Genomic DNA, 25606 nt, shown 5'->3' with positions numbered 1-25606 from the left:
CTCTCCCCAAACCGGAGTGAACGCTGATGACTGCTGAAGCAACCACCGAACCCCGAGTCGTCGGCCGCCGCCAGCGCACCGCCGGAGAAAAAGGCCGCTCCGTCCTGTGGCACCTGTGCCTCCTGGCGTCCCTCGTCGTCGTCCTCTACCCGGCGTTCTGGGTCCTCACCGCGTCCATCAAACCCAACGCGGACATCATCACCGACCTGTCGCCGATCCCCGCGACGATCACGTGGGAGAACTTCGCGAGCGCCTTCGACGGCCTCGCCGGGGTCCCCCTGTGGCGGTTCTTCTGGAACTCGTTCGTCATCGCCGCCCTGTCCGTGATCGGCATCGTCGTCTCCTGCTCGATCACCGCCTACGCCCTGGGCCGCCTGGAGTTCCCCGGGCGCAAGGCCATGTTCGCCGTCGTCATCGCGACACTGCTGCTGCCCGGCCAGGTCATGCTCATCCCGCAGTACCTGATCTTCTCCGAGCTCGACGTCGTCAACACGATCTTCCCGCTCGTCATCGGCAAGTTCCTCGCCCTCGACGCGTTCTTCGTGTTCATGTACATCCAGTTCCTGCGCGGCATCCCCCGCGAACTCGACCAGGCCGCGACCATCGACGGCGCCGGGCACTTCCGCATCTTCTTCTCGATCATGCTGCCGCTGCTGCGCCCCGCGATCGTGACCTCCTCGATCTTCACGTTCATCGGCTCCTGGAACGACTTCATGGGCCCGTTGATCTACCTGCACGAGATCGAGAAGTTCCCGCTGCCGCGGCTCCTCCAGTCCTACAACAACACCGAGGCCGTCTCGAACTACGGCGGCATGATGGCGATGACGCTGCTGTCGCTCGTCCCCGTGGTGCTGTTCTTCCTGGTCTTCCAGAAGTTCCTCATCAAGGGCATCGCCACCTCCGGGGTCAAGGGCTGATGGCCGCCATCGCAAGACCGAGACGGCAGGCGTTCGGCGAGGGCTTCGCGCTCTTCGCCGAGTGCCTGCTGACCGGCGTCTGGTTCGCCCTCGCCGCAATCCCGGTCGTGACGGTCCCGGCCGCGCTGGCGGCCGCGTCCCGGCACCTGCGGGCCTTCTCGGAAGGGGACCCGACGTCGTGGGGCTCGTTCTGGGCGGACTTCCGCGAGGCGTGGCGCACCGGCTGGAAGACCGGCCTCGCGATGATCGGCGCGGCCCTGGTCCTGTCGCTCAACCTCGCGGTGCTCGCGCAGGAGGGCGTGCCGGGCCGGCCCGGGTTCGCGCTGGCGACGTTCGTCGTCGCAGGGCTCGCGGCGACGGTCCTGCTGCGGGCCGCCGCGGAGTGGGCCCCGGGGGAGCGGTGGCGGGACCTGTTCGCCCGCGCCCTCGACGGCACCCGCACCGATCTCGGCGGCACGGGGATCCTCCTGGGCGGCGTGGCGGTGCTGGCGGCGACCGCGTGGGCCCTGTGGCTCCTGGCGGTGCCGATGGCCGGGTGCCTGGCGGGGGCCGCGGTGGCGGTGCGCCGCAGGGCGCTCCAGCGGGCGGAGGAGGACGCAGGGGAGTAGTCCTCACGGCCGAGTCGGGGCGCCTGGGCCTACTGCCGCAGAAGGACGGGTATTCCTTCCAGCGACGGGTGTCGATGCTTGCTAGCGTGGGGAGACCACCCCCAGTGGTCCGGCCGTCACGGCCGCGCCCGTGAACCCGCACGGAGGCAACCATGTCCGACACCTCGCCCCCCAAGACCCGCCCTGGATCGGTCACCCTCGCGGTGTGGCTCCAGATCCTCCTGGCCCTGTTCCTGCTCGCGCAGACGGCCCTGAGCTTCGTCTACGGCCCCGACGCCGCCGACGCGGCCGAGGACGCCCTCGAAGCGCAGGGCGTGGCCATGTCCGACCTGCCCCAGGGCACCTCGTTCGAGTCCGGCCCCGGCGCGCTCGTGTTCAACATCGTGCTCGCCGCGCTCCTCGTGGTGCTCGCGCTCCTCAACGGCGCCGGGAAGCGCCCGGCCCGCGTCCTCACGTGGGTCCTCCAGCCGATCATCCTGGTGTGCACGCTCGCCGGGATGCTGTCGACGCTGTTCCTCTCCCAGTTCCTGTCCTACGCGTTCGAGAACTCCGGCGACGAGACCCTGGAGGCCCTCGACGTCGACGCGATCGTGGACGCCGTCACCGGCGCCTACCCGTCCTGGACCGCGGTCGTCTCCTACGGCGCCCTCGCCCTGGGCATCCTCGGCTCGCTGCTGGTGATCGTCCTGCTGGCCGTGCCCTCCGCGAACGCCTACTTCCGCAAGGAGGAGCCGGAGAAGTTCATCCCCGGCGCCCCGCCCGCCTAGGCCCGTACGGCACCCGATTCGAGACCCGGGCCGATCCCACAGGATCGGCCCGGGTTGTTTCCTATCACGTTTTGCATAAGAGTTATATCGACTCCGAGGCGTACCGCCTCTTGTGGAATCGCGGCCCCACCTCGGCCTCGGGTCACGATAACGCCGGGCTTCGCCCGTCAGCTACACAAGCAAGGGCTCGAATTTCCGCGGTACGCGTGTCGGTGCCTACGGCTAGAATCGCGGTACACCCACCGAAGCGAAACGAAACGACCACACACCGCTCGCCCGCCGGCGAGCGAGAGGAGACCGACCCAGGGCACCGGGCCGCCACGGCGACCGGCGCCGCCGAGAGGAACACCTTGAGCAAGTCAGCCGATGCAGCGCCGCCCGCCGGATGGGGCGTGTGGACCTGGCCCAACCTGGTCACCGCCGTGCGCCTCCTCGGCATCCCGCTGTTCTGCTACCTCCTCCTCGGCACCCAGTACTACTGGCAGGCCGCGGTCGTCCTCGCCGTCGGCTCCGGCACCGACTGGGTCGACGGACAGCTGGCCCGCCACCTCAACCAGGTCTCCAAGCTCGGGCGGCTCCTCGACCCGTTCGTCGACCGGCTCTACATCCTCACCGCGCTCCTGGCCCTCACCTACGTGGGCCTGCTGCCGTGGCTGTTCACCCTCGCCGCGCTCGCCCGCGAGGCCGTCATGGTCGGCATGGTCATCGTGCTGCGCTGGCACGGCCACGCCCCGCCCCAAGTTCACTTCCTCGGCAAGGCCTCCACGACGATCGTGTTCTGCACGTTCCCGGTGCTCGTCATCGCCGGGCTCGTGCCCGAGGCCGACTTCTGGGCCAAGCCCCTCGGCTGGGCCCTCGCCTGGTGGGGCCTGGGCCTGTACTGGCTCGCGGCCCTGGTCTACCTGCGGCAGGCCCGCGGGCTCCTCAAAGCAGGGAGCCCCCGCACCGAGGTCGCGGCGTGAGCAGGGAAGCGGTCCCACCGCTGCTTCTGGAAGCGGCGTTCCGTCACGCGGTCGCCGCCCCGCCGCAACGTCCGTTCTGACGGGCGATACCGTCATGGACGTCCGACCCCGCAACAGGGCGGGGCGCTCGCAGAGGGGGGCACCAGGTGATTCCGGAAGAACTGCGCTATACGGCGGAGCACGAGTGGGTCGAGCGCCGCGACGGCAACGTCGTGCGCATCGGCATCACCGAGTTCGCGCAGAACGCGCTGGGCGACGTCGTATTCGTCCAACTTCCGGAGGCCGGTGCCGAGGTCCGGGCCGGCGAGGTGGTCGGCGAAGTCGAGTCGACCAAGAGCGTCTCCGACGTGTACGCTCCCCTGACCGGTAAGATTCTTGCGTGCAATGACGAATTGTCGGAATCCCCGGAATTGGTGAACAGCGACCCCTATGCGGCGGGCTGGATGTTCGACATCGAAGTCGAGGATGCCGGCTCGCTCAGTGCTTTGCTCGACGCCGGAGCATATGCGAAGCTTACGGAGTGACCAGAGGGTCCAGACTTGCTAGAAGGTGGCAATCCCATGACGCGTTCGAATGACGAGTTCCCTCCGCCGGATGTCACGGCCACGATGAACCTGTCCGCCCTGCAGGAGGGCGGCGAGGTCGACGCGGAGCTCAACTCCGCCCGGTTGGCGGACTCCCTCCCGGCGGGCACCGCGTTGCTGGTGGTCCGCCGCGGACCGAACGCCGGTGCGCGCTTCCTCCTCAACACCGAGGTGACGACCTCAGGGCGCCATCCCGACTCCGACATCTTCCTCGACGACGTGACCGTCTCGCGGCGCCACGCCGAGTTCCACCGCGACGCGGCCGGTTTCACCGTGCGCGATGTGGGCAGCCTGAACGGGACCTACGTGAACCGCGAACGCGTGGAGACCGCGGGCCTCGGCAACGGCGACGAGGTGCAGATCGGCAAGTTCCGCCTGGTGTTCATCTCCGGCCCCAAGCCGGCCGCCTGACCCCGGCGCCGTACCCCGGCGCGCGCTGCGCGCGCGTCATCGGCGCAGTAGGCTGAGAGTCTCAGGACCCGCCCGGGTTTCCCTGGCGGGTCCTTATCATTTGACGGCGATACCGTTGGAGGCGTTACCGGTGCGGATGATGACCGTGGTCGGGGTCCGCGTGGAACTCCCGAGCAACCAGCCGGTGGTGCTCCTGAAAGAGGTCGACGGGAATCGATACCTGCCGATCTGGATCGGGACGGTCGAGGCCGCCGCGATCGCCTACCAGCAGCAGGACGTGCAGCTCTCCCGTCCGCTGACCCACGACCTGATCCGCGACGTGCTCGACGCCCTCGACGTGACGCTCACGTCGGTGGAGATCACCGAGCTGCGCGACACGATCTACTTCGCGGAGCTCGTCCTCGACGGGCGCACGCGCGTCTCCTCCCGCTCCTCCGACGCGATCGCGATCGCGCTGCGCACGGAGGCCCCGATCTGGTGCGCCGACGCCGTCCTCGACGAGGCCGGGGTGGTCCTGCCGGACACCCAGGAGGACGAGGTGGAGAAGTTCCGGGAGTTCCTCGAAGAGGTCACGCCCGAGGACTTCGAGGAGAACCGCTGACCCCTCGCGGACGGGTCGAGGTTTTCTCTGGTTCAGCCCATGGTGGAGGGTCGCGGCGTTTAGGCTCAGCCCGTAGTGCACCGCTGAGCTCGGAGGACGCGCCATGGACGCCCACAGTGAACCCTCGGGACGCCAGGTGGTCCCGCCCAGTCAGATCCGCGGCTGGCGGGGGACGGCGGCGTGCCGGGTCGTGGGGATCACCTACCGGCAGCTCGACTACTGGGCGCGCACGGGCCTCGTGGAGCCGAGCATCCGGGCGGCGTCGGGCTCGGGGTCGAACCGGCTCTACTCGTTCCGCGACATCATCGTCCTGAAGGTCATCAAGCGGCTCCTCGACGCGGGCGTCTCGCTGCAGAACATCCGCAAGGCCGTCGAGGCGCTGCGGTCGCGCGGCGTGAAGGACCTCGCCGAGATCACGCTCATGTCCGACGGCTCGACGGTGTACGAGTGCCGGTCCGCGGGCGAGGTCATCGACCTGCTGCGCGGCGGCCAGGGCGTCTTCGGCATCGCGGTCCGCTCGACGGTGACCGAGGTGATGGGACGCCTGGCGACGCTGCCGGGCGAGGCCCCGGTGAAGGCCCCGACGCAGCTGCACGCGCCCGATCAGGCGGCCGTGGGCCACACGACGGGCGTGCCCGTTCGCCGACGCGGGGCGTCCTGACCTACCATGGCGGCAGAGCCGGAAAACCGGGCGGGAGAGATCGTGGGCCTCATGCGCTACACGGCACCGAAGGGGCAAGTCCCTCGCTTCAAACTCTCAGGTACCAGGACCGTTCGGAACAGGCCGCTCTGAAGCCGCTCACCCGGTGACAGACGAGGGGATGCCAGTGTCGTCCCATGTCACCGGAGGTACCGTGACCGACCGTTCCGCTTTCGCCGCCCGCCACATCGGCACCGACCCCGCCGACCAGGACGCCATGCTCAAGGCGGTCGGGTACCCGAGCCTCGACGCGCTCATGGACGCGTGCATGCCCGCGCTCATCCGCTCCTCCGACGGCCTGGCCCTGCCCGACGCCGTCACCGAGACCGAGGCGCAGGCCGAGCTCCAGGGCCTCGCCGACCAGAACCGGCCCATGCGGTCGATGATCGGCCTGGGCTACTTCGGCACCCACACCCCCGCGGTGATCCGCCGCAACGTCCTCGAAAACCCCTCCTGGTACACCGCGTACACGCCCTACCAGGCGGAGATCTCCCAAGGGCGCCTTGAGGCGCTGCTCAACTTCCAGACCATGGTCGCCGACCTGACGGGCCTGCCCGTAGCCGGTGCGAGCCTCCTCGACGAGGCCACCGCCGCGGCCGAGGCGATGCTGCTCGCGCGCCGGGCCGCCAAGCGCGGCGCCGGGGACGTGTTCGCCGTCGACGCGCGCGTGCTCCCGCAGACCCTCGCGGTCCTCAAGACCCGCGCCGAGCCGGTCGGCATCGACCTCCAGGTGACCGACCTGTGCTCCGGAGTCCCGGAGGGCGCCTTCGGGATCCTCCTCCAGTACCCGGGCGCCGACGGCGCTGTGCGCGACTGGAGCGCGGTCGCGGACGCCGCCCACGCGCAGGGCGCCCTCGTCACCGTCGCGGCCGACCTGCTCGCGCTGACGCTCCTCGCGGCGCCGGGCGAGTTCGGGGCGGACATCGCCGTGGGCTCGACGCAGCGGTTCGGGATGCCGATGGGCTTCGGCGGCCCGCACGCGGGCTACATGGCCGTCGCGGAGCAGCTCCAGCGGCAGCTGCCGGGCCGCCTGGTGGGCGTCTCGCGCGACTCGGGCGACAAGCCCGCGCTGCGCCTCGCGCTCCAGGCGCGCGAGCAGCACATCCGCCGCGAGAAGGCCACCAGCAACATCTGCACCGCGCAGGTGCTGCCCGCGGTCATCGCGTCCTCGTTCGCCGTCTGGCACGGCCCCCAGGGCCTGCGCGCCATCGCCGAGCACGCCGCCGCCCAAGCCGCGCGCCTGGCCGCGTCCCTCACCGCCGCCGGGATCGCCCTCGGCTCCGAGGCGTTCTTCGACACCGTCACCGCCACGGTGCCCGGCCGCGCGGACGCGATCGTCGCCTCGGCCGCCGACCGCGGCGTGAACCTGCGCCGCGTTGACGCCGACACCGTCGCGGCCTCCTGCGACGAGACCACGACCGACGCCGACCTCGACGCGGTGTGCGCCGCGTTCGGCGTCCCCCTCGCCGCTCCGGCCGCCGCCGCGGTCCCCGCCGGACTCGCGCGCGAGTCCGCGTACCTGACGCACCCGGTGTTCACCGCCCACCACTCCGAGACGGCGATGATGCGCTACCTCAAGCGCCTCGCCGACATGGACTACGGGCTCGACCGCGGCATGATCCCGCTCGGGTCGTGCACGATGAAGCTCAACGCGGCCGCGGAGATGGAGCCGATCTCCTGGCCCGCGTTCGCCGACGTCCACCCCCTCGCCCCGGCCGACCAGACCCGCGGCTGGCGGGCCCTGATCGACCAGCTCGAAGGCTGGCTCGCCGACGTGTGCGGCTACGCCGCCGTCTCCGTGCAGCCCAACGCCGGCTCCCAGGGCGAGCTCGCCGGGCTCCTCGCCATCCGCGCCTGGCAGCACGACCGCGGCGAGACCGGCCGCGACGTCTGCCTCATCCCCGCCTCCGCCCACGGCACCAACGCCGCCAGCGCGGTCCTGGCCGGGATGCGGGTCGTGGTGGTGGCGTGCGACGAGGCCGGGAACGTGGACCTCGCCGACCTGGACGCGAAGATCGCGGCGCACGCGGACAGGCTCGCGGCGCTGATGGTCACCTACCCGTCGACGCACGGGGTGTACGAGTCGACGATCGTGGAGGTGTGCGCGAAGGTCCATGACGCGGGCGGGCAGGTGTACGTGGACGGCGCGAACTTGAATGCGCTGCTGGGTTGGGCGAAGCCGGGCCGGTTCGGTGCGGACGTGTCGCATCTGAACCTGCACAAGACGTTCTGCATTCCGCACGGCGGGGGCGGTCCGGGTGTGGGTCCGGTGGCGGTGGCCGAGCATCTGGTGCCGTTCCTGCCTTCGGATCCGTCGGATGCGGCGGGGCCGGTGGGTCCGGTGTCGCAGGCGCGGTGGGGGTCGGCGGGGATTCTTCAGATTCCGTGGATGTACCTGCGGATGATGGGTTCGGCCGGGGTGACGGCTGCGACGGCGTCGGCGGTGCTGGCCGCGAATTATGTGGCGGCGCGGCTGCGCGATCACTTCCCGGTGCTGTACACCGGTGAGCACGGCCTGGTGGCGCACGAGTGCATCCTGGATCTGCGGGAACTGTCGAAGGAGTCGGGGGTGACGGTGGAGGATGTGGCGAAGCGGCTCATCGACTACGGGTTCCACGCGCCGACGATGTCGTTCCCCGTCGCCGGGACCCTCATGGTCGAGCCGACCGAGTCGGAGGATCTTGCCGAACTGGACCGGTTCGTGGACGCGATGGTCGCGATCCGCGCGGAGATCGCCGAGGTGGCGTCGGGTGCGGTCGCGGTGGAGGATTCGGCGCTGCGGGCGGCGCCGCACACGGCTGCTGTGGCGACGGCGGATGTGTGGGACCGGGCGTATTCGCGTACGGAGGCGGCGTGGCCGGGCGGGGTGTCGGCGGGGAAGTACTGGCCGCCGGTGGGTCGGATCGACAATGCGTGGGGTGATCGTAACCTGGCGTGCACGTGTCCGCCGATCGAGGCGTTCGGGGAGTAGTTCGACGGGAGGTCCGCTCACTACTGTGGGCGGGCCTTCGACGTGCGGGCTCTACACTGGCTGCCGACGATCCCCCCAGGAGTTGAGCGCATGGTTTTCGGCATTGAGCACAAGGTGAAGTCCCACCGGACGGGGCGGCGGCGCAAGAAGGGCGGCCAGCAGAAGCTGGTGGCGCCGTGGATCGTGATCACGTTGGTGTCGGTGCTGGTGGCGTCGGGTTTGACGTGGGGTTTTGTGGCGTTGTTGCGGTCGGGGTGCTCGGGGGAGGTGTACCGGGTGACGGTGGCGGCGGCGCCGAGTGTGTACGGGTCGTTGGGGGATGCGGCGCAGGAGTGGGAGCGGGAGCAGCCGGAGCTGAACGGGGAGTGCGTCGGGGTCGCGGTGACGGAGGTGTCGGCGGCGGATGCGTCTCGGGGGATCACGGGGACGTGGAACGAGATGTCGTTCGGGAAGCGGCCGATCGCGTGGGCGCCTGATGCGCAGGCGTGGGCGTCGTGGATGACGTCGAGTGAGGCGACGGCGGGGTATGTGTCGTCGGAGCCGGTGGCGTTGGGTGAGGCGGGGTCGGTGCTGGCGGTCGCGGAGTCGAAGGCGACTGAGCTGGGTTGGGTCGGTGGTGAGCCGCCGTCGTGGGCGGATGTGGTGGCGGCGGCGTCGGCGGGGGAGATCAGTCTGGCGGCGGCGAATCCGCGGTCGTCCACGGAGGGTCTGGTGGCGTTGTTGAACGCGTCGTCTGATGGGGCCGGGGGGTTTTCGCAGGCGGCGGCGGATGCGTATGCGGCGGCGATCGAGGCGGGGTCGTCGGCGGCTGATGCGGAGGGGTTGAAGAACGCGTATGTGGAGGCGGCGGACAGCAGTCAGGTGATGACGATGCTGGACTACCAGGTGGAGGATTTCAATTCGACGTCGGAGTCGGCGGATCCGCTGGTGCCGGTGGTGCCGAGCGGGTCGTCGGTGAGTGCGGTGGCGTCGTACATGGTGCTGGGGGGTGCGGCGTGGGTGTCGGAGCCGGATGCGCGGATCGCGGAGATGTTCGGGGAGTTCGTGTCAGGGCAGGTCGAGTCGGGGGCGTTCTCCGATCCTGAGTTGAAGCCGGTGGATGATCCTGCCGCTGCCCTGGGGCAGGTGACGCCGGAGACGGTGGGTGCGGCGGTGCGGGCGTGGCAGTCGGGGGCGCAGGATTTGAACGTGCTGTTCCTGCTGGACTGGTCGTCGGCGGTGATGGAGGAGACCGTGGAGTACGAGGGGGACACGGTCGAGGCGGGGATCGCGGCGGTGCGGATGGCGGTGGACATGGTGGGGGAGATGGAGCCGACGTGGCGGGCAGGGTTGTGGGAGTACGGGGTCGGTGCGGGTGAGGATCAGAACTGGCGGTCGGTGGCCGAGGGTGCGGAGATGTCCGATGATGCGAAGAGCTCGCTGACGGAGTCGCTGTACGACTTGTCGGAGGAGGCGGTGTTCGAGGGCGGCTCGCCGCTGTACGACTCCCTGGTGGCCGCGTATTCGGATATGAATGCGAATCTCGTGGAGGGCGCGGCGAACGTGATCGTCGTGCTGACGAACTCGGGTGAGGACACGGCGAGCCTGCCGACGGTGGGCGAGACGGCGGATTCGCTGGCGGGGATGGCGGGGTCGGCGACGGTGTACACGGTCGGGTTCGGTGAGGCGAATGCGGAGAACTTGACGCAGTTGGCGGCGGCGACGGGCGGGGAGTACCTGCCGGCGCCGTCGGAGGGCGGGGTGCTGGGGGCGATCGCTCCGGCGTGAGGTGCCCCACTCGGCCCGCTCGAGTCGGGTGGGCGGCGGCGACAATGGGTCCATGTCGATCTTGCGGTCCGTGCCTCCCGCGCCGCCCGGTGCCGATCCGGGCTGCCGGGCGCGCCTGGTCGAGGTGGATCGGCTCGAATGGCGTGTCGGTGACGGGGGCGACCCCGCGGCGCTCGCCGAAGCGTTCTGCGACGAGTACAGCGGCGCTCATACGGGCGCGGACGGCTCGGTCTGCGGTGTCGCGGTCTTGATCTCTGCCGCGGCGGGTGCGGTGATGGCGGGCGGCGCGACGGGCGCGCCCACCCCGGTCCCGGCCGTCCCCGACCTCGCGCTGGTCGCCTACGCCCACGGGAAGCGCACCGACCGGGCGCCGGGTGGTTTCGCCGTGGGGGAGTGGCGGCGGTCCTGGTCGCAGGCCGATCATGCGAAGGCGGTGGTCGCCGTCCAGGAGGCGATCGGGCGGGGCCAGGTGTACGTGGCGAACGTCGTCGGCCACCGGTCCGCGCCCTGGTCCGGGGACCCGGCGGGGATCGCCGCCGCGGTCGCCTCGATCCCCGGTGCCGCTTGGGGCGGGGTCCTGTCCGGCGAGGACTGGCTCATCGCCTCCGGGTCCCCTGAAGCGTTCGTGACCGTCGCAGGCGGGCGCGCGGCGACGTACCCGATCAAGGGCACCGCGCCCGCCACGGCCGAGGGCCGGGCGGACCTGCTGGCGTCGGTGAAGGAGCGCGCCGAGCACGTCATGGTCGTCGACCTCGAACGCAACGACCTCGCCCGGATCGCCGTCCCCGGGACGGTCGCCGTGGAGCGGCTGTTCGCGCTCGCGGCATGGGACCGGCTCTGGCAGGCCGAATCCACAGTGGTGTGCGAGTTGGAGCCGGGGACCGGACTCGCGGACCTGCTGCGGGCGATGTGCCCGCCCGGGTCGGTCACCGGCACGCCGAAGCTCGCGATGCTCGACCTCGCCTCCAGTCTGGAGCCGGTCGGGCGCGGGCCCGCCATGGGCGCCTTCGGGTACGTCCAGGACGGCCGCGTGGACCTGGGCGTGACGATCCGGACCGTCGCGCTCGATGCGCACCGGGCCCACCTGTGGGCGGGCGGGGGCATCACGTGGCGGTCGGACCCCGACGCCGAAGTCGCCGAGGCCGACGCGAAAGCCGAGGCCGTGGCCGCCAGGCTCAGTCCCGCGAGGCCCGCCAGATCTTGATCGTCTGCTCCTTCGCCTGCTCCCTGAGCGCGTCGGGCCACTCCGCCCGGTACAGGCGCAGCCTGGGCGTGGAGGAGTCGAGCTCGACCACGCAGCCCAGCGCCATGGGAGGATCGGGGTGGAGCCGCTGGAGCCAGACCGTGCCGGCGTTCCCGTCGTCGCCGCTGACCTGGATGGTCCTATGTTCCAATTGGAACTGTCCTAGGATTTTCGGCTCGCTCATGCCCGAGTCCTCACCGTTCTTGTCCCACCGATAGAGGCGACGCGGCGGTTCGTGTCAGCGAGGCGCCTGCGGGCCCGCATCAATCTTTCCCACCCCTGTGCGGCCGTGTCAATACCCGGGGCGACACCTGCCCGGGTGAACCGGGCCCGCGCCGGTCCACTGGAGAGCCCCGGGCGAACCCGGCACGACGGCACCGCGGGTGTGCGAGGCTGATGCGCATGAGCAGCGACGCGGACGCCCCTTTCGACGCAGCGTTCGACCTGGCGCGGGCCGGGGACACCGACCGGCTCGCCGCGCTCCTGGCCGCGGGTCTCCCCGCCGATCACGCGAACGAGTCGGGGGACTCGCTGCTCATGCTCGCGGCCTACCACGGCCGCGCCGACACCGTCCGCGCCCTCATCGCCGCCGGGGCCGACCTCGACCGGTGCAACGACCGCCAGCAGTCGCCCCTCGCCGGCGCGGTCTTCAAGAACTCCGACGAGGTCATCGCCGTCCTCCTCGCTGCCGGGGCCGACCCGGACGCGGGCACGCCCTCGGCCCGCCAGACCGCCGCCATGCTCGACCGCGACACCTTCACCGCCTAGACGGCGCGCATGCCCTCGGGCAGGCGCCCCCACGCGTGCAGGTCCGTCAGGTGCTCCTCCAGCGACGCCGCGAACGCCCCCGCCGCCTTCGTCAGCGGCGCCTCCCGGCGCGAGGCCAGCGCGATCGTGCGGCTCGCCCCCGGCGGGGCGAGCGGGGTGGCGCGCAGGCCGGGCCGGGAGGCGGCGATCATCGCCGGGAGCAGCGCGATCCCCAGGCCCGCTTCGACGAGGGACGCGACGGCGTCGGTCGCGCCGCCGTCGACGCCGGTGCGGGGGGTGAATCCGGCCTGCTCGCAGGTGGTGATGGTGAGGTCGCGCAGGTCGTAGCCGTGGGCGGGGAGGACGAACGCCTGCTCGCGCAGTTGCGCGAGCCCGATGTAGGCCTGGCGGGTGAGGGGCGGGAGGTGGGCGGCGGAGGCGACGACGAGGGCTTCGGCGAGGATCGGCTGCACGGAGAGGGTCGGGTCGGCGCCGGTGTCCCCGGCGGTGAACGCGAGGTCGAGGTCTCCGGCGGCGAGGCGTTCGGCGAGGGGGCCGGAGCCGTCCTCGGTGAGGGTGACGCGCACGCCCGGGTGGGTGTCGCGGTAGCGGATGAGCAGGGGGGCGACGAGCCAGGAGCACAGGGACGGGGTGGCGCCCAGGCGCAGGTGCCCGGCGCGGACGGCGAGGACGTCGTCGATGTCGGCTCTGGCGGCGGCGTGGGCGGCGGTGATGCGGCGGGCGTGCGGCAGGAGGGTCTGCCCGGCGTCGGTCAGTTCGATGCGGCCCCGCGAGCGGGTGAGGAGGGGGGCGCCGAGTTCGGTTTCGAGGGCTTGGATCTGCTTGCTCAATGACGGTTGTGTCACACCGAGTTCTTCGGCCGCGTGAGTGAAATGTCTGGTTTGTGCGACGGTGAGGAATGCCTGGAGCTGCTGCGGGCGCATGTCCATAACGTATCGGCATGGAACCGGGTGCGGCCATGAATTGGACCGGTGACGCCTGTCGCGTCTAGCATCCGGTCGTGTCTACGGATTTGCAACCGCGCACCGCCGCGACAGCGGCGAAACGCGCCCAAGCGGCCCGGAAGCCCTGGCGGTCGAACATCGGCCTGAAGATCGCCATGGCCGTCTCCGGCGTCCTGATGGTCCTGTTCATCATCGTCCACATGGCCGGGAACCTCCACATCTTCGAAGGCCGCGAGGAGATGAACGCCTACGCGGCGGGCCTGCGGTCCTTCGGCGAGCCGCTCCTGCCCCACGAGTCGCTGCTGTGGGTGCTGCGCATCGGCCTGATCGCCTCGATCGCCGTCCACATCTGGACGGGGATCGTCCTGTCGGCGCGCGCCCACCACGCCCGGCCCGTCAAGTACGCGCACCGGCACAAGAACCGGGGCGAGTCGCGCAACGCCTACCTCAACATGCGGTTCGGCGGCATCGTCATCTTCCTGTTCGTCATCTGGCACCTGCTGGACCTGACCTGGCGCACCGTCAACCCCGTCAAGGACGTCCACGACGCCTACGGCGCCGTCGTCGCCGCGTTCGACCCCTCGCGCTGGCCGGTCACCGTGTTCTACCTCCTCGCGCTCACCGCCCTCGGGATCCACCTGCGGCACGGCATCTGGTCGGCCGTGCAGACCATCGCGGGCCCGGACACGAAGTGGCGCAAGCGCACCCAGGCGATCGCGCTCGCCGTCGCCGTCATCATCGTCGCAGGGTTCGCGATCGTGCCCCTGTCCGTCACGTTCGGTTTGGTGAGTTGAGATGAGCATCGACTACTACCGCGAGGGCGAGCCCGTCGCGGACACGAAGGCCCCCGCGGGCCCGATCAGCGAGCGCTGGGAGAAGCGCCGCTTCTCCGGGCGCCTGGTCAACCCCGCGAACCGGCGCAAGCTCCGCGTCATCGTCGTCGGCACCGGCCTCGCCGGGGCCTCGGCGGCGGCGACGCTCGGCGAACTGGGCTACCGGGTCGCGAACTACTGCTTCCAGGACTCGGCGCGCCGGGCCCACTCGATCGCCGCACAGGGCGGCATCAACGCCGCGAAGAACTACCGCAACGACGGCGACTCGGTGCACCGGCTGTTCTACGACACCGTCAAGGGCGGCGACTTCCGCTCCCGCGAGTCCAACGTGCACCGCCTCGCCGAGGTCTCCACCGAGATCATCGACCAGTGCGTCGCCCAGGGCGTCCCGTTCGCCCGCGAGTACGGCGGCCTGCTCGACAACCGGTCCTTCGGCGGCGCGCAGGTCTCGCGCACGTTCTACGCGCGCGGCCAGACCGGCCAGCAGCTCCTCCTCGGCGCCTACCAGGCCCTCCAGCGGCAGGTCGCGGCCGGGACGGTCGACCTGCACACCCGCCACGAGATGCTCGAACTGGTCGTCGTCGACGGCCGCGCCCGCGGCATCGTCGTGCGCGACCTGGTCACCGGCGAGATCACCACCGAGCTCGCCGACGCCGTGGTCCTCGCCTCCGGCGGGTACGGGAACGTGTTCTTCCTGTCCACGAACGCGAAGGGCTGCAACGTCACCGCCTCGTGGCGGGCCCACCGCAAGGGCGCCTACTTCGCGAACCCCTGCTACACGCAGATCCACCCCACGTGCATCCCGCAGTCGGGGGACCACCAGTCGAAGCTCACGCTCATGTCCGAGAGCCTGCGCAACGACGGGCGCGTGTGGGTGCCCAAGTCCAAGCACGACGAGCGCCACCCCGCGGACATCCCCGAGGACGAGCGCGACTACTACCTGGAGCGGCGCTACCCCGCGTTCGGGAACCTCGTGCCCCGCGACATCGCCTCGCGCGCCGCGAAAGTGGTGTGCGACGAAGGGCACGGCGTGGGCCCGGGCGGCCTGGGCGTCTACCTCGACTTCGCCGACGCCATCAAGCGCCTCGGGAAGAAGGCCGTCGAAGCGAAGTACGGGAACCTGTTCGACATGTACGAGCGGATCACCGGCGAGAACCCGTACGAGCGGCCCATGCGCATCTACCCGGCCGTGCACTACACGATGGGCGGCCTGTGGGTCGACTACGACCTGTCGTCGAACATCCCGGGCCTGTTCGTGACCGGCGAGGCGAACTTCTCCGACCACGGCGCGAACCGCCTCGGGGCCTCGGCGCTCATGCAGGGCCTCTCGGACGGGTACTTCGTCCTGCCGAACACGATCTCCGACTACCTCGCCGACGGCCCCTTCGAAGCCGTCAGCGAGGACCACGAGGACGTGCAGGCCGCGCGCCGCGAGGTCGACGAGCGCATCGCGTTCTTCCTCGGCAACGACGGCGACCGCACCGTCGACTCCTTCCACCGCGAGCTCGGCAAGATCATGTGGGAGTACTGCGGGATGGAGCGCACCGACGAGGGCCTGCGCAAGGCCATCGGCCTCATCCGCGACCTCAAGGCCGAGTTCTACAAGCGCGTCAAGGTCACCGGCAAGGCTGAGGAGCTCAACCAGCAGCTGGAGAAGGCCGGCCGGGTCGCCGACTTCTTCGAGCTCGGCGAGCTGATGTGCATCGACGCCCTGCACCGCACCGAGTCGTGCGGCGGGCACTTCCGGGCCGAGTCCCAGACCGACGAGGGCGAGGCCAAGCGCGACGACGACAACTTCTCGTACGTCGCCGCCTGGGAGTACGGCGAGGACGCGCCCGTCCTCCACAAGGAATCGCTCGTGTTCGAGTACGTCAAGCCCACCCAACGGAGCTACAAGTGAAACTCAAGCTGCGAATCTGGCGTCAGGCCGACGCCGACGCCAAGGGCCGGATGGTCGCCTACGAGCTCGACGAGGTCTCCGAGGACGCCTCCTTCCTGGAGATGCTCGACGTCCTCAACGAGCGCCTCATCTCCGAGGGCGAGGACCCGGTCGCGTTCGACCACGACTGCCGCGAAGGCATCTGCGGCGCCTGCTCGCTCGTCATCGACGGCCAGCCGCACGGCCCGCAGGCCGCGACCACGACCTGCCAGCTCCACATGCGGAAGTTCCGCGACGGCGACTCGATCGACATCGAGCCGTGGCGCGCCGGGGCGTTCCCGGTCATCAAGGACCTCGTCGTCGACCGGTCCGCGTTCGACCGGATCATCCAGGCCGGCGGGTACATCTCCGCGCCCACCGGCACCGCCCCCGACGCCCACGCCGTCCCGATCCCCAAGCAGGACGCCGACGCCGCGTTCTCCGCCGCGGCGTGCATCGGCTGCGGCGCGTGCGTCGCCGCCTGCCCCAACGGGTCCGGGATGCTGTTCATGGGCGCCAAGGTCGCGCACCTGGGCCTGACCCCGCAGGGCCAGCCCGAGCGGGCCACGCGCGTCCTCGGCATGGTCGCCGCCCACGACGAGGCCGGATTCGGCGGGTGCACCAACACCGGCGAATGCGCCGCCGCGTGCCCCAAGGAGATCGGACTGGATGTGATCGGACGTCTCAACAGAGATTTCCGCAAGGCCGCCGCAAGAGCCGCCTGAGCGAGCGCGGGGCAGGTGAAATGGCCTCGAAGTAATCGGCCGACTCAAACGCGACGGTTCACCTCCACATAAGTGGAGAAGCGGCCCCCAGCGTGACGCTGGGGGCCGCTCGTTCTTTCTCCTGCCCCGCGTGAGCGGGGAGACCCCAGGGGGAATTTCCGTCCCACGTGAGTGGGTCAATGCCGCCCCATGTAAACAACGACCCGGACGCGCCTCGGACGCGCCACTTGACGGTGACACGCGTCTCTCTTTCCTTGCGGGTGACGCCGCGTCAGCCGATACCGTCGAACCCGCACCCGACGGAACGGAGACACGCCTTGGACGAGTGGACCACCGCGCAGGTCGCCCGCCTCGCCGGCACCACCGCGCGCACCCTGCGCCACTACGACGCCATCGGCCTCCTCACCCCCGCCGGGACCGGCCCCGGCGGCCAGCGCCGCTACCGGCGCGCCGAACTCCTGCGGCTCCAGCAGATCCTCCTGCTCAAACGCCTCGGCCTCGGCCTGGGCGACATCGGCGCCGTCCTCGCCGGAGAGCAGTCCGAGACCGAGGCGCTGCGCCGCCACGCGGCCCAGATCGGTGCCGAACGGGACCGCCTCGCCCGCCTCGCCGACACCGTCGAGGCCACCATCCGCCAACTCGAAGGAGGCCGCCCCATGGCGCCCGACACCTGGTTCACCGGACTCGACGCCCCCGACGAGAGAGACCGCGCCCGCCGGGCGTGGGCGCAGCAGGTCGTCGAACGCGCCTTCGCCGCCCTCCAGGCCCTCACCCCCGAGCAGCGACGGGCGGTCCCCGCCCAGATGCACCGCATCAACACCGCGCTCGCCGCCCTGCGGTCCGAAGGCCGCGGCCCCGCCGACGAGGCCGTCCAGGACGTCGTGGCCGACCACTACCGGCTCGTCGAAGCCCACTGGGACTCGGCCCCCGCTCCCGAGGCGTACCGGCGCCTCGCGGCCCTCTACACCGGCGACCCCCGCTTCCGGGACCCGTGCGAGCAGGTCGCCCCCGGCCACGCCGCCTACTTCGCCGCGGCGATGACCCGCTACGCCGACACCAGGCTGTGACGGGCCGGTAGGGTCGGGGCATGCGCGTTCCCCAAGGGCTGTACCGGATCTACGCCCGGCAGTTGCGGCGGCGGCTCGACCCGGCGCTGCTGCCGCGGCATGTCGCGGTCGCCATGGACGGGAACCGGCGGTGGGCCCGGTCGCAGGGGTTCGCCGACGCCGGGATCGGGCACCGGTACGGGGCCGAGCACCTCGACGACCTCCTCGCCTGGTGCCACCAGCTCGGCATCGGGCACGTTACCGTCTACGTCGCCTCGGCCGACAACCTCGCCAAGCGCGACAGCGCCGAGGTCGCCCACCTGATGGCCATGGTCGAGCAGATCGTCGCCGAGCGGCTCACCGCACCGGCGAACCCGTGGCGGCTGCATCTGGCCGGGCGCCTCGACACCGTCCCCGACACGACCGCCCGCGCCCTCAAAGACGCCGCCGAGGCCACCGCCCACCGCGACGGCGCGCACTTGACCGTCGCGATCGGGTACGACGGGCAGACCGAGATCGTCGACGCCGTCCGCTCGCTCCTGGAGGCCGAGGCCGATCGCGGCGGCGACCTCGCCGACCTCGCCGCGCGGATCACCGAGGGCGACATCGACGCGCACCGGTACACCGCGGGCCTGCCCGGGGCGGACCTGATCATCCGCACCTCCGGGGAGCGGCGGCTCTCCAGCTTCCTGCTGTGGCAGTCGGCGGGCGCGGAGCTGTCGTTCTGCGACGTGTACTGGCCGGGGTTCCGCCACGTGGACTTCCTGCGGGCGCTGCGCGACTACGCCGCCCGGCGCCGGGACCGCCTCGCCGGGGTCTAAGCGGCCCAGGCGATGTCGATCTTCTCATCGGGGGCGGCGGGCATGGCCGCGCGCATCCCGGCCGGGCCGGCGACCACGGCGGTGAACCCGTCGGGACCGGGCGTGAACCGGCGCTCGGCGTTCGCGGGGACGACGAGTGTGTCGCCCGCGGCGGCCTCGGTGCGCTCGCCGTCCACTTCGATCTCGGCGGTCCCGGCAGTGAAGGCCCACACCTGGTCGGCGTCGATCAGGTGGAGCGGCCCGGCCGTGCCAGGGGCGGCCTCGACCCGCCACAGCGGGAACGGGGCGCCGCCGAGGCTCGGGGAGGCGAGGGTGGTCATGACCGCCGCGGGGGTGGCGGTGCGGCGGGTGTCGGCACTGCGGACGATGCGCATGGGGGAATCTCCTAGGATGGACAACATGGTTGCCCATATAGTAAACCTGGTTGTCGATCATGGTTGAGCCGCCCCCCGGACACGAGCTCCCGCTGCGCCTGTTCGCCGCGTTCCGCGCCGCCGTCGACGCCGTCCACGCCGACCTCGCCGCCGCGGGCCACCCCGGCCTGCGGCCCATGCACGGGTTCATCTTCCAGGCCATCGGCACCCAGGGGACCACCGCCGTCGAACTCGGCGCGCGCCTGGGCGTCACCAAGCAGGCCGCCGGGAAGACCATCGCCGCCCTGGAGCAGCAGGGGTACGTCGAGCGCGCCCCCGACCCGGCCGACGCCCGCCGCAAAGCCGTCCGCCTCACCGCGAAAGGACTCGACGTCCTCGACCGGTCCGCGCGCACCTTCGACCGCGTCCGCGCCGCCTGGGCCGCCCAGATCGGGCCCGAGCGCCTCGACGCCCTCGAAGCCGACCTCGCGGCCCTCGCCCCCGGCGAACCGTTCCGCCTCGACGCCCCCGGCTGGTTCAGCGGCTCCTGAGCAACAGGCGCCCTAGACCACCCGCGCCGGGCCCACCCGGCCCGACAGGCGCACCCCGCCGCCCGGGAACGCCTCCGCGCGGATGCGCGAGGGCGACCCCAGGCCGCCGCCCATCGACACCACGACCCGCACCGGCGCCGCCGCCACCAGCGCGCCCGCCAGCGCCGCGGCGCTGTTCGCGTTCGCCACGTCCTCGTCCACGCCGATCGAAGGCGCGAACATCCGCGCCGCGAACCACCGCTCGCGGACCTCGGCGTACACGAAGCAGCCCAGCAGGCCCGCCGCATCGCAGGCGGCCTTGAGCGCCGCGAAGTCCGGGCGCAGCCCCTCCAAGGCTTCGGGCCGCACGGGGATCAGCAGGCGCTCGCGGGCCGTCCCCGCCGCCAGGACCGGGCCCGCCGCAACGGCCCCCAGGGCCGCCAGCGCGGGCCCCGGCTCCGGGAAGGCGCGATGCCCAGTGGTCCCGGCGTCGAACCACGGGCCGTCCGCGCCGATGCCGCCGAGGAACACCCGGCCCCCGGCGCGCAGCCGCCACTCGTCCCGACCGTCCAGGGACTCCAGGACCGCGAGCGCGGCGAGGGTCCCGTGCCCGCACGCGGGCAGCTCCCCGGCCGCGGTGAAGAACCGCAGCCCCACGGAACCGGGGTCGGTGCGGTCCAGGAACACCGCGTGCGAGGTCCCCGCGGACAGGGGCACCCGCGCCCGGTCCGCGTCCGCGAACCCCGCATCGTCGTCGACGACCGCCGTCGGCGAGCCCGTGCCCGCGGCGCCCCGCCAGCACGCGTCGACCACCAGGACCTTCACCGGTCGGGGTGCGCGGCGATGAACCGCTGGGCCGACCGCATCAGCGGCTCGTACTCCGGCGCGGCGTGGCGGGTGTGGAGGCGGTCGCACAACCCGGCGAGGGCGTGGGCGAGGTCGGCCATGAGCGGGCCGCGCTTGCCGTCCTCTGCCAGGGCCATGAGCATCGCCACCCACACCGGTCCGTGGTCGCGGAAGTTCAGGTGGAGGTTCCGCTCGCCGTGCCGGTCGGCCGCGGCGAGCAGGTAGTGGACCTCGGTGGCGATGCGCCACCCGATCCCCGGCGCGGGCGCCACGAGCGCGGCCACCGCGGGCTCGGCGGCGTGCAGGGCGACCGCGGCCAGGCCGAGGTCGCAGCGGGCCGTCACTGTCGGCGGCGCCTCCCGCCCGGCCGGGTCGGGGCACAGGCGCCGCACCAGCGCCGGATCGTCGAACGCGCCCCGCCCGGCCGCGGTCTCCAGCGCCGTCCGCAGCGTCACCAGGTTCGGGGCCGTCAGCGGCTCGGCGTCGGGGAAGTACTTGCCCAGCAGCTCCTTCGCGCCCCGCGCGTGCGCGCCGCGCCCGGCGGCCGCGTGCAGCGCCGCGGCCAGGCGCAGGCTGTCGCGCAGCAGCGCGTCCTGACGGCCCGCCGCCAGGAGCATCCGCGCGGCCTGGTCCGCCGCGGCCACCGCCAGATCGGGGTCGGCGGCGCGCCCGAACACCCGCGCCGCGCGCGCCAGCGCCGACGCGAGATCCGCGAACCCCGCGCCGGCCGGGTCGTTCGGGTCCGTGTCGTCCAGGGCGTTCAACGCCGCGTCGGCCTGCACCGCCGCGGTCAGCAGCCGCCCGGCGCGCACCGCCGACTCGGCGAGGTCCATGCGCTGGCGGGCCTTCGCGGCGCCGACCGCGCCGAGCGCGTCGGCGACCTGCGCGCGCTCGCGCTCGGCCGCGAACGCCGCCGCGTAGTCGCCCACCGCGGTATGGGAGGCCGCAGCGGACGCGAGCAGATCGGCGAAGTCCTCACGGGACCCCCGGTCGCCCGGATGGCCCGCGAGGCGCTCGCGGTACTCGGCGGCGGCCGCCGCGAACGCGGGCAGGGCGCTGCGGTGCTCGCCCGCGGCCGCCAGCCGGGCCGCGTCGCGATGGGTCCGCCGGGCAAAACGCCGAATCGGCATACGGACTCCTCAATGGGGGGATCGAGGCGGTAGCGCACCTGGTCGGGACGGACCGGGCACCCTATCGGGTCCTTCATGGTAGAGCACGGCGAGCGTTTGCGGATCGGCCGATCAGTCGATGACGACCATGTCAGGGCCCGGATGCCCCAGGAACCGGTCGTGCGAGACCTCCCAGCCGTACGCGCCCGCGTCCGCGAACACGAGCCGGTCCCCGACCCCGATGGACTCGACGCGCTGGCCGCCGTTGAGGACGTCGCGGGGCGTGCACAGCTCCCCGCACACCCTGACCTCCACGTCGGTCAGCACCGCGCCCGTGCGCGGGCCCGGCACGACGTCGAAGGGGTGCGCGTACCCCCACGCCGCGGGCAGCCGGAAATGGTGCGTGCCGCCGCGCACGAGCGCGAACGCCCGCCCCCCGACGGTCTTCACGTCGACGACCTCCGCGGTGTACCAGCCCGCCGCGGCGGCGAGGTACCGGCCCGGCTCGACCACCAAGTCCACCCCGGCGTCCAGGAACCGCCCCGGCCCGTCGCCGAGGGCCGCGGCGACGGCGTCGAGGTCGAGCACGTCGCCGCGCGGATCCGCCCCCAGGCCCCCGCCGACGTTCACATACCGGAGGCCGAATCCGCCCTCCGATGCGGTTGCGGCCCATGCGAGCGCGTCGCGGACGTGCGCGGCGTACGCGTCGGCGTCGAGGCAGTTCGAGACCGCGTGCAGATGGAACCCCGCCACATCGAGCCCCAGCGCCAGCGCCTGCCCGAGGGCGGCGAGCGCGGTGTCCTCGTCCATGCCGAACGGCGTGGGCGCCCCCGTCATCTGGTGCGAGCCCGGCAGCGCCCGGCCCCGGTTGACCCGCAGCGCCACCGGCCCCGCGAACCCCGCCGCGGCGAGGGCCTCCAGCTCCCTGACGCTCTCGGCGTGCATCACCAGCGGCGTCCCGCACGCCGCAGCGGCCGCGATGTCCGCGGGGGTCTTCGCAGGCCCCGAGAACGCCAACCGGCGCGCCCCTGCTGATTGCGCGGCGGCGAGCTCGCCGCCCGAGGCGCACTCGATCCCGTCCGCCCCGCGCGCCGCCGCGGCCAGGATCGCCGGGTTCGCGCACGCCTTCATCGCATACAGGACCGTCCACTCCGGGAACGCCGCCCGCACCGCCGCCAGGCGCGCGCCGAGCACGCCCGGGTCGTACACCCACGCGCTGGCCGGGGATTCGAGGGCTTCGACCGCGATGCGGACCTTCGCGGGGATGCTCATCGGCGCCCCATGGGGTTGTCGACGAGGGCCTCGATCTCGCGGCCCGGGTCCAGGCGCATCGACAGCAGCGCCTTCGTCGGCTGCCGCTCGGCGAGGTAGCAGTCGCGGTCGGCCGCGGGCAGGTCGAGCGAGGCGACGAGGTCGGCGAGGTCGGCCCAGAACGCGGCGGCGTCGAGGCCGCAGTCGCGCGCCAGCGCGGTCACCAAGGCCGCCAGGTGGTTCTGGAACAGCGTGTACGCGACTTTCGCGCGCACCTGGTCCATCGAGTCCGCGTTCACCGGACTCCCTTCCGGCAGCTCGACGTCGAAGGGGACGGTCGGCAGGTGGAGGCGCGCGCCGCCGAGGTCGCGCGAGACCGCGGCGACCGGGACGGGCCCGTCCATGGCGACCAGGCTGTTCTGGAGGTGCGCTTCAAGGCCGATGCCCATGGCGGCCTTGGCGAGCACCGGCGGCACGAACAGGGCCGCATAGGCGCGCAGCCACGCCGCCGGGTCGCCGTGCCAGTCGGCGTACTCCGCGGCCATGCTCACCCCCGTGACCGGCGAGAGGGCGGCGAGCGCGGTCGCGGGCACGCATACCGTTCCCGCCGGGGTCACGGCCGACAGGGGCGCGCGGGCGATGGCGGTCAGGTCCCGGCGGCCCGGCAGCCACGCCCCGGCGAGGTCGGGGACGAGCCGGTGCGGCCCACCGGTGCCGAGCGCGGTGTCGAGGGCGGTCAAGTGCGCGGAGAGGACCGGCGCGAGGAGCGCGGTCGCGGGGGAGATGTCGCGGCGAGTGGAGGTGATGTGGATGCCGAGCGCGAGCTTCAAAAACCCGGGGGCGCGGTGCCCGGCGAGGGTGCGGATCGCGGCGGTCGGCCACGCCGGGACGGTCTCGCCGAGCACCACGAGCCGATTGGCGGCGAACAGGTCCGCGTACTGGGGGAGCACGCGGTGCTCGAGCTGCCACGGGTGGACCGGGACGACCGGTTCGGGCAGGTCGAGCCCGGCGAGCATCGGGTGGGTCCGGAAGTCGGCCCCGGACCGGTCGAGGATGCCGGCGCGGTCGGCGACGAGGCGGATGCGGACCGGGCGGGGCGTCTCCAGGTCGTACCGTTCCAGGTCGCGGCGGTGCCAGCCCAGGCGGGTGCGCGCGCACGGGTGCAGCTGGTGGCCGTCGGTGGCGAGGGTTTCGAGCAGGCGCGCGGCAGTGTCGGCGTCACTGTTGCAGGCGGCGACGAGCCGCGCGAGGCTCGACGCCCCGGCCCGGGCGGCGAGCGCCGCGAAATGCCTGCGGCGCACGGCGGCGCGGGCCTTCGCGAGGGCCCGGCCGTGCTTCGCGGATTCGAGTTCGGCGGCCAGGTGCGCGGGGACGGTCGCGCCGAGGATCGCCTCCAGGGCCTTCACTGGGTCGCCGTCGTCGCCATTGTCGCCGCCGTCGGGGTAATCGAGCTGGTTGAACGGGCCCTCGGGGGCCGGGGCGGGCCCGGCCCGGTGCCCGGCGAGGTCTTCGCGCCAGGCCGCGGCCGTGATCTGGTCGGTCAGGTTCACGCCGCCGCCAGCGGGTTGTCGACGCGCACCCAGATGTCGTCGGTCGCGTTGTCGGCCAGGCGCATCGCCGTCGTGGCCTTAAGCGGCCAGGGCCTGCGCAGGACCGCGTCGGCGATCCACGACTCCAGACCCATGCTCCGCACCTCTGTCGCCACGGTGGACCACCACTTGCCGGGGTCGGTGCCCGACCAGTCGGCGAACGCATCGACGATCGATGTCAGCGTCGTCGGGAACAGCGCGGCGAGGAGTTTGACGAGGCGCGCCTCCGGATCGGGCTCGGGGAGGTCGCCGATCAGCTCGGGCCAGTCCTCGGGCGGGACGCGGACGCCGCCGAAGTCCCGGTATACGAGGGATGTCGGCAGGTCCCCGGTGAACGAGGCGAGGGTGTTCTGCCCGTGCGCCTCAAGGGCCACGCCGGTGTCGGCGAACAGCCGCAGCGGCGCCAGCGCGACCGCCACGAAGGACGCCCACCACGCCTCGGGGTCGTCGCCGGTGAACGCCACGGCGATCGGGCGCCCGTCCGAAGGACAGCATTCGGCGAGCGCGGCGAGCGGCACCGCCCGCGGGTGGCCGATCGCATGAGGGGCGGGGCGGACGATCGCGGCCAGACCTGGGTCCGGTTCGCTGTCGAGGCGCGCCCATACGGCGGTCTCCGGCAGGAGCGCGATCCCGCAGCGGCGCACTGGCGCATCGAGGCGCTCGGACAGGAAGTACCCGTTGTGGACGGCGGCGGCCGAGACGTGCCGGACCGCCGAGGTCAGCTGGAGGTCCACGGCGGTCTTGACGTGCCAGTCGCCGGTCGAGAGCGTCCGCAGGCTCATCAGCGGCGCCGCACCGCCCCACACTTGCCCGGGGCCGTCGAGGCCGCGCCGGGCGGCCTGCCACGGGTGGACCGGCAGGAGCGGCAGGCCCTCGTCGTCGGTGTAGGTCGCGGCCCGGTCGGGGACGTCGTAGCGGCCCAGGTCGATCCGGGCCCGGTGCTCGGGCGCGTAGGCGCGGATCTCGTCGTCGGTGAGCTCGCCGCGCGAGCGGGCGAGCGGGTGGACCGGGTGCCCCAGGAGCACGGCCTGCTCGAACCACACCGACGGGTCCGGGTGCTCGGCCGCGGCGGCGGCCCACAGGTCCGTGGGGTGCGGGCGGGCCGCCTCCAATGCGAGGGCGGTGCCGCGGACGGCCGCGGCGACCTCGCCGGTGAACCGTGCCGCGTGGGGCGATCCCGCGCTGATCGACGCGGCGATCTCGACGGCGCTCGACCCTGTTGCGGGCCCGGGGAGGGGTTCGCGGTCGGCGGCGGCGCGGAGGCGGTCGGCGACGATCGCGTCGGCGCGGGCGGTGGCGTCCATTGCCTGAACCCTACTGTCCGCACCCGCCCGTGTGGAGG

General features: G+C 72.5%; 26 protein-coding genes and 1 riboswitch. Of the genes, 18 read left to right on the top strand and 8 right to left on the bottom strand.

What is annotated here, in order from left to right:
- Positions 1-26 precede the first annotated feature (26 nt).
- The 11 genes from B0I28_RS20610 (at position 27) to B0I28_RS20560 (ending at position 11492) form a co-directional block, all read left to right on the top strand.
- Positions 27-917, top strand: a complete 891-nt coding sequence (locus B0I28_RS20610; protein ID WP_106365721.1) for a carbohydrate ABC transporter permease — start codon at positions 27-29, stop codon at positions 915-917.
- Complete coding sequence (locus tag B0I28_RS20605) at positions 917-1525, top strand: YesL family protein (RefSeq protein ID WP_106365720.1); 609 nt, start codon at positions 917-919, stop codon at positions 1523-1525. The genes B0I28_RS20610 and B0I28_RS20605 overlap by 1 nt, the downstream gene beginning before the upstream one ends.
- A 152-nt stretch (positions 1526-1677) precedes the next feature.
- Entirely contained in the window at positions 1678-2292 is a 615-nt protein-coding gene (locus B0I28_RS20600; protein WP_106365719.1) for a hypothetical protein, read from the top strand.
- Between the two features lie 350 nt (positions 2293-2642).
- Positions 2643-3254 (top strand): CDP-alcohol phosphatidyltransferase family protein, encoded by a 612-nt coding sequence (locus B0I28_RS20595; RefSeq protein WP_106365718.1) that lies wholly within the window; start codon positions 2643-2645, stop codon positions 3252-3254.
- Positions 3255-3400: 146 nt separating this feature from the next.
- Positions 3401-3778, top strand: coding sequence for a glycine cleavage system protein GcvH (gene gcvH / locus B0I28_RS20590; RefSeq protein WP_106365717.1), 378 nt, complete (start codon positions 3401-3403; stop codon positions 3776-3778).
- A gap of 36 nt (positions 3779-3814) precedes the next feature.
- On the top strand, positions 3815-4249 hold the full coding sequence (locus tag B0I28_RS20585) for an FHA domain-containing protein (RefSeq protein WP_106365716.1): 435 nt from the start codon (positions 3815-3817) through the stop codon (positions 4247-4249).
- 130 nt (positions 4250-4379) lie between these two features.
- Positions 4380-4850, top strand: a complete 471-nt coding sequence (locus tag B0I28_RS20580; protein WP_106365715.1) for a bifunctional nuclease family protein — start codon at positions 4380-4382, stop codon at positions 4848-4850.
- Positions 4851-4953: 103 nt separating this feature from the next.
- A complete protein-coding gene (locus tag B0I28_RS20575) occupies positions 4954-5511 on the top strand; it encodes a MerR family transcriptional regulator (protein WP_106365714.1) in 558 nt (185 codons plus the stop codon).
- 21 nt (positions 5512-5532) lie between these two features.
- Positions 5533-5633: riboswitch (glycine riboswitch) on the top strand.
- A gap of 38 nt (positions 5634-5671) precedes the next feature.
- The gene (gene gcvP / locus B0I28_RS20570) at positions 5672-8521 is read left to right on the top strand and encodes an aminomethyl-transferring glycine dehydrogenase (RefSeq protein WP_106365713.1); all 2850 of its coding nucleotides are present in this window, start codon (positions 5672-5674) and stop codon (positions 8519-8521) included.
- Between the two features lie 90 nt (positions 8522-8611).
- A complete protein-coding gene (locus B0I28_RS20565; RefSeq protein WP_106365712.1) occupies positions 8612-10288 on the top strand; it encodes a vWA domain-containing protein in 1677 nt (558 codons plus the stop codon).
- A gap of 1 nt (position 10289) precedes the next feature.
- Positions 10290-11492: a chorismate-binding protein gene (locus B0I28_RS20560; RefSeq protein WP_425433449.1), complete on the top strand. Its 1203-nt coding sequence runs from the start codon at positions 10290-10292 to the stop codon at positions 11490-11492.
- Here the strand turns inward: B0I28_RS20560 and B0I28_RS20555 are convergent.
- On the bottom strand, positions 11464-11715 hold the full coding sequence (locus B0I28_RS20555; RefSeq protein WP_106365711.1) for a hypothetical protein: 252 nt from the start codon (positions 11713-11715) through the stop codon (positions 11464-11466). The genes B0I28_RS20560 and B0I28_RS20555 overlap by 29 nt on opposite strands.
- A gap of 212 nt (positions 11716-11927) precedes the next feature.
- On the opposite strand from B0I28_RS20555, the gene B0I28_RS20550 reads away from it, so the two are divergent.
- A complete protein-coding gene (locus B0I28_RS20550; RefSeq protein WP_106365710.1) occupies positions 11928-12299 on the top strand; it encodes an ankyrin repeat domain-containing protein in 372 nt (123 codons plus the stop codon).
- Here the strand turns inward: B0I28_RS20550 and B0I28_RS20545 are convergent.
- Positions 12296-13222: a LysR family transcriptional regulator gene (locus B0I28_RS20545; RefSeq protein ID WP_106365787.1), complete on the bottom strand. Its 927-nt coding sequence runs from the start codon at positions 13220-13222 to the stop codon at positions 12296-12298. The two genes, B0I28_RS20550 and B0I28_RS20545, sit on opposite strands and share 4 nt — an antisense overlap.
- Before the next feature lie 77 nt (positions 13223-13299).
- Here B0I28_RS20545 and B0I28_RS20540 point away from each other — a divergent pair, with 77 nt between their 5' ends.
- The 5 genes from B0I28_RS20540 to uppS all read left to right on the top strand — a co-directional run bounded on the left by B0I28_RS20540 (position 13300) and on the right by uppS (position 18586).
- Positions 13300-14037 carry a succinate dehydrogenase cytochrome b subunit gene (locus B0I28_RS20540; RefSeq protein WP_219926890.1) on the top strand — a complete coding sequence of 246 codons (738 nt, stop codon included), beginning with the start codon at positions 13300-13302 and terminating at the stop codon, positions 14035-14037.
- 1 nt (position 14038) lies between these two features.
- Positions 14039-15976: a fumarate reductase/succinate dehydrogenase flavoprotein subunit gene (locus tag B0I28_RS20535; protein ID WP_106365709.1), complete on the top strand. Its 1938-nt coding sequence runs from the start codon at positions 14039-14041 to the stop codon at positions 15974-15976.
- Positions 15973-16719, top strand: a complete 747-nt coding sequence (locus B0I28_RS20530; protein WP_106365708.1) for a succinate dehydrogenase/fumarate reductase iron-sulfur subunit — start codon at positions 15973-15975, stop codon at positions 16717-16719. Before B0I28_RS20535 ends, B0I28_RS20530 begins: the two co-directional genes overlap by 4 nt.
- A 317-nt stretch (positions 16720-17036) precedes the next feature.
- Positions 17037-17786, top strand: a complete 750-nt coding sequence (locus tag B0I28_RS20525) for a MerR family transcriptional regulator (protein ID WP_181245880.1) — start codon at positions 17037-17039, stop codon at positions 17784-17786.
- Between the two features lie 20 nt (positions 17787-17806).
- Complete coding sequence (uppS, locus tag B0I28_RS20520) at positions 17807-18586, top strand: polyprenyl diphosphate synthase (RefSeq protein WP_106365706.1); 780 nt, start codon at positions 17807-17809, stop codon at positions 18584-18586.
- Here uppS and B0I28_RS20515 read toward each other — a convergent pair.
- Positions 18583-18960 carry a cupin domain-containing protein gene (locus tag B0I28_RS20515; RefSeq protein WP_106365705.1) on the bottom strand — a complete coding sequence of 126 codons (378 nt, stop codon included), beginning with the start codon at positions 18958-18960 and terminating at the stop codon, positions 18583-18585. The two genes, uppS and B0I28_RS20515, sit on opposite strands and share 4 nt — an antisense overlap.
- A gap of 59 nt (positions 18961-19019) precedes the next feature.
- Here B0I28_RS20515 and B0I28_RS20510 point away from each other — a divergent pair, with 59 nt between their 5' ends.
- Positions 19020-19490: a MarR family winged helix-turn-helix transcriptional regulator gene (locus B0I28_RS20510; RefSeq protein ID WP_106365785.1), complete on the top strand. Its 471-nt coding sequence runs from the start codon at positions 19020-19022 to the stop codon at positions 19488-19490.
- Positions 19491-19502: 12 nt separating this feature from the next.
- On the opposite strand, the gene B0I28_RS20505 is transcribed toward B0I28_RS20510, so the two are convergent.
- The 5 genes from B0I28_RS20505 to B0I28_RS20485 all read right to left on the bottom strand — a co-directional run bounded on the left by B0I28_RS20505 (position 19503) and on the right by B0I28_RS20485 (position 25568).
- Positions 19503-20294: a PhzF family phenazine biosynthesis protein gene (locus B0I28_RS20505; protein WP_106365704.1), complete on the bottom strand. Its 792-nt coding sequence runs from the start codon at positions 20292-20294 to the stop codon at positions 19503-19505.
- Entirely contained in the window at positions 20291-21445 is a 1155-nt protein-coding gene (locus tag B0I28_RS20500; protein ID WP_106365703.1) for a hypothetical protein, read from the bottom strand. The genes B0I28_RS20505 and B0I28_RS20500 overlap by 4 nt, the downstream gene beginning before the upstream one ends.
- A gap of 111 nt (positions 21446-21556) precedes the next feature.
- Entirely contained in the window at positions 21557-22696 is a 1140-nt protein-coding gene (locus B0I28_RS20495) for a type III PLP-dependent enzyme domain-containing protein (protein ID WP_106365702.1), read from the bottom strand.
- Positions 22693-24225, bottom strand: coding sequence for an IucA/IucC family protein (locus B0I28_RS20490; RefSeq protein ID WP_106365701.1), 1533 nt, complete (start codon positions 24223-24225; stop codon positions 22693-22695). Before B0I28_RS20490 ends, B0I28_RS20495 begins: the two co-directional genes overlap by 4 nt.
- Positions 24222-25568 carry an IucA/IucC family protein gene (locus B0I28_RS20485; protein ID WP_106365700.1) on the bottom strand — a complete coding sequence of 449 codons (1347 nt, stop codon included), beginning with the start codon at positions 25566-25568 and terminating at the stop codon, positions 24222-24224. The genes B0I28_RS20490 and B0I28_RS20485 overlap by 4 nt, the downstream gene beginning before the upstream one ends.
- Between the last annotated feature and the right edge of the window lie 38 nt (positions 25569-25606).

It is taken from the genome of Glycomyces artemisiae, from assembly GCF_003002955.1.
GTDB classification, from domain to species: Bacteria; Actinomycetota; Actinomycetes; order Mycobacteriales; family Micromonosporaceae; genus Glycomyces; species Glycomyces artemisiae.
The sequence above is the reverse complement of the archived record's forward strand: the minus strand, read 5'-3'. Positions and strand labels throughout refer to the sequence as shown.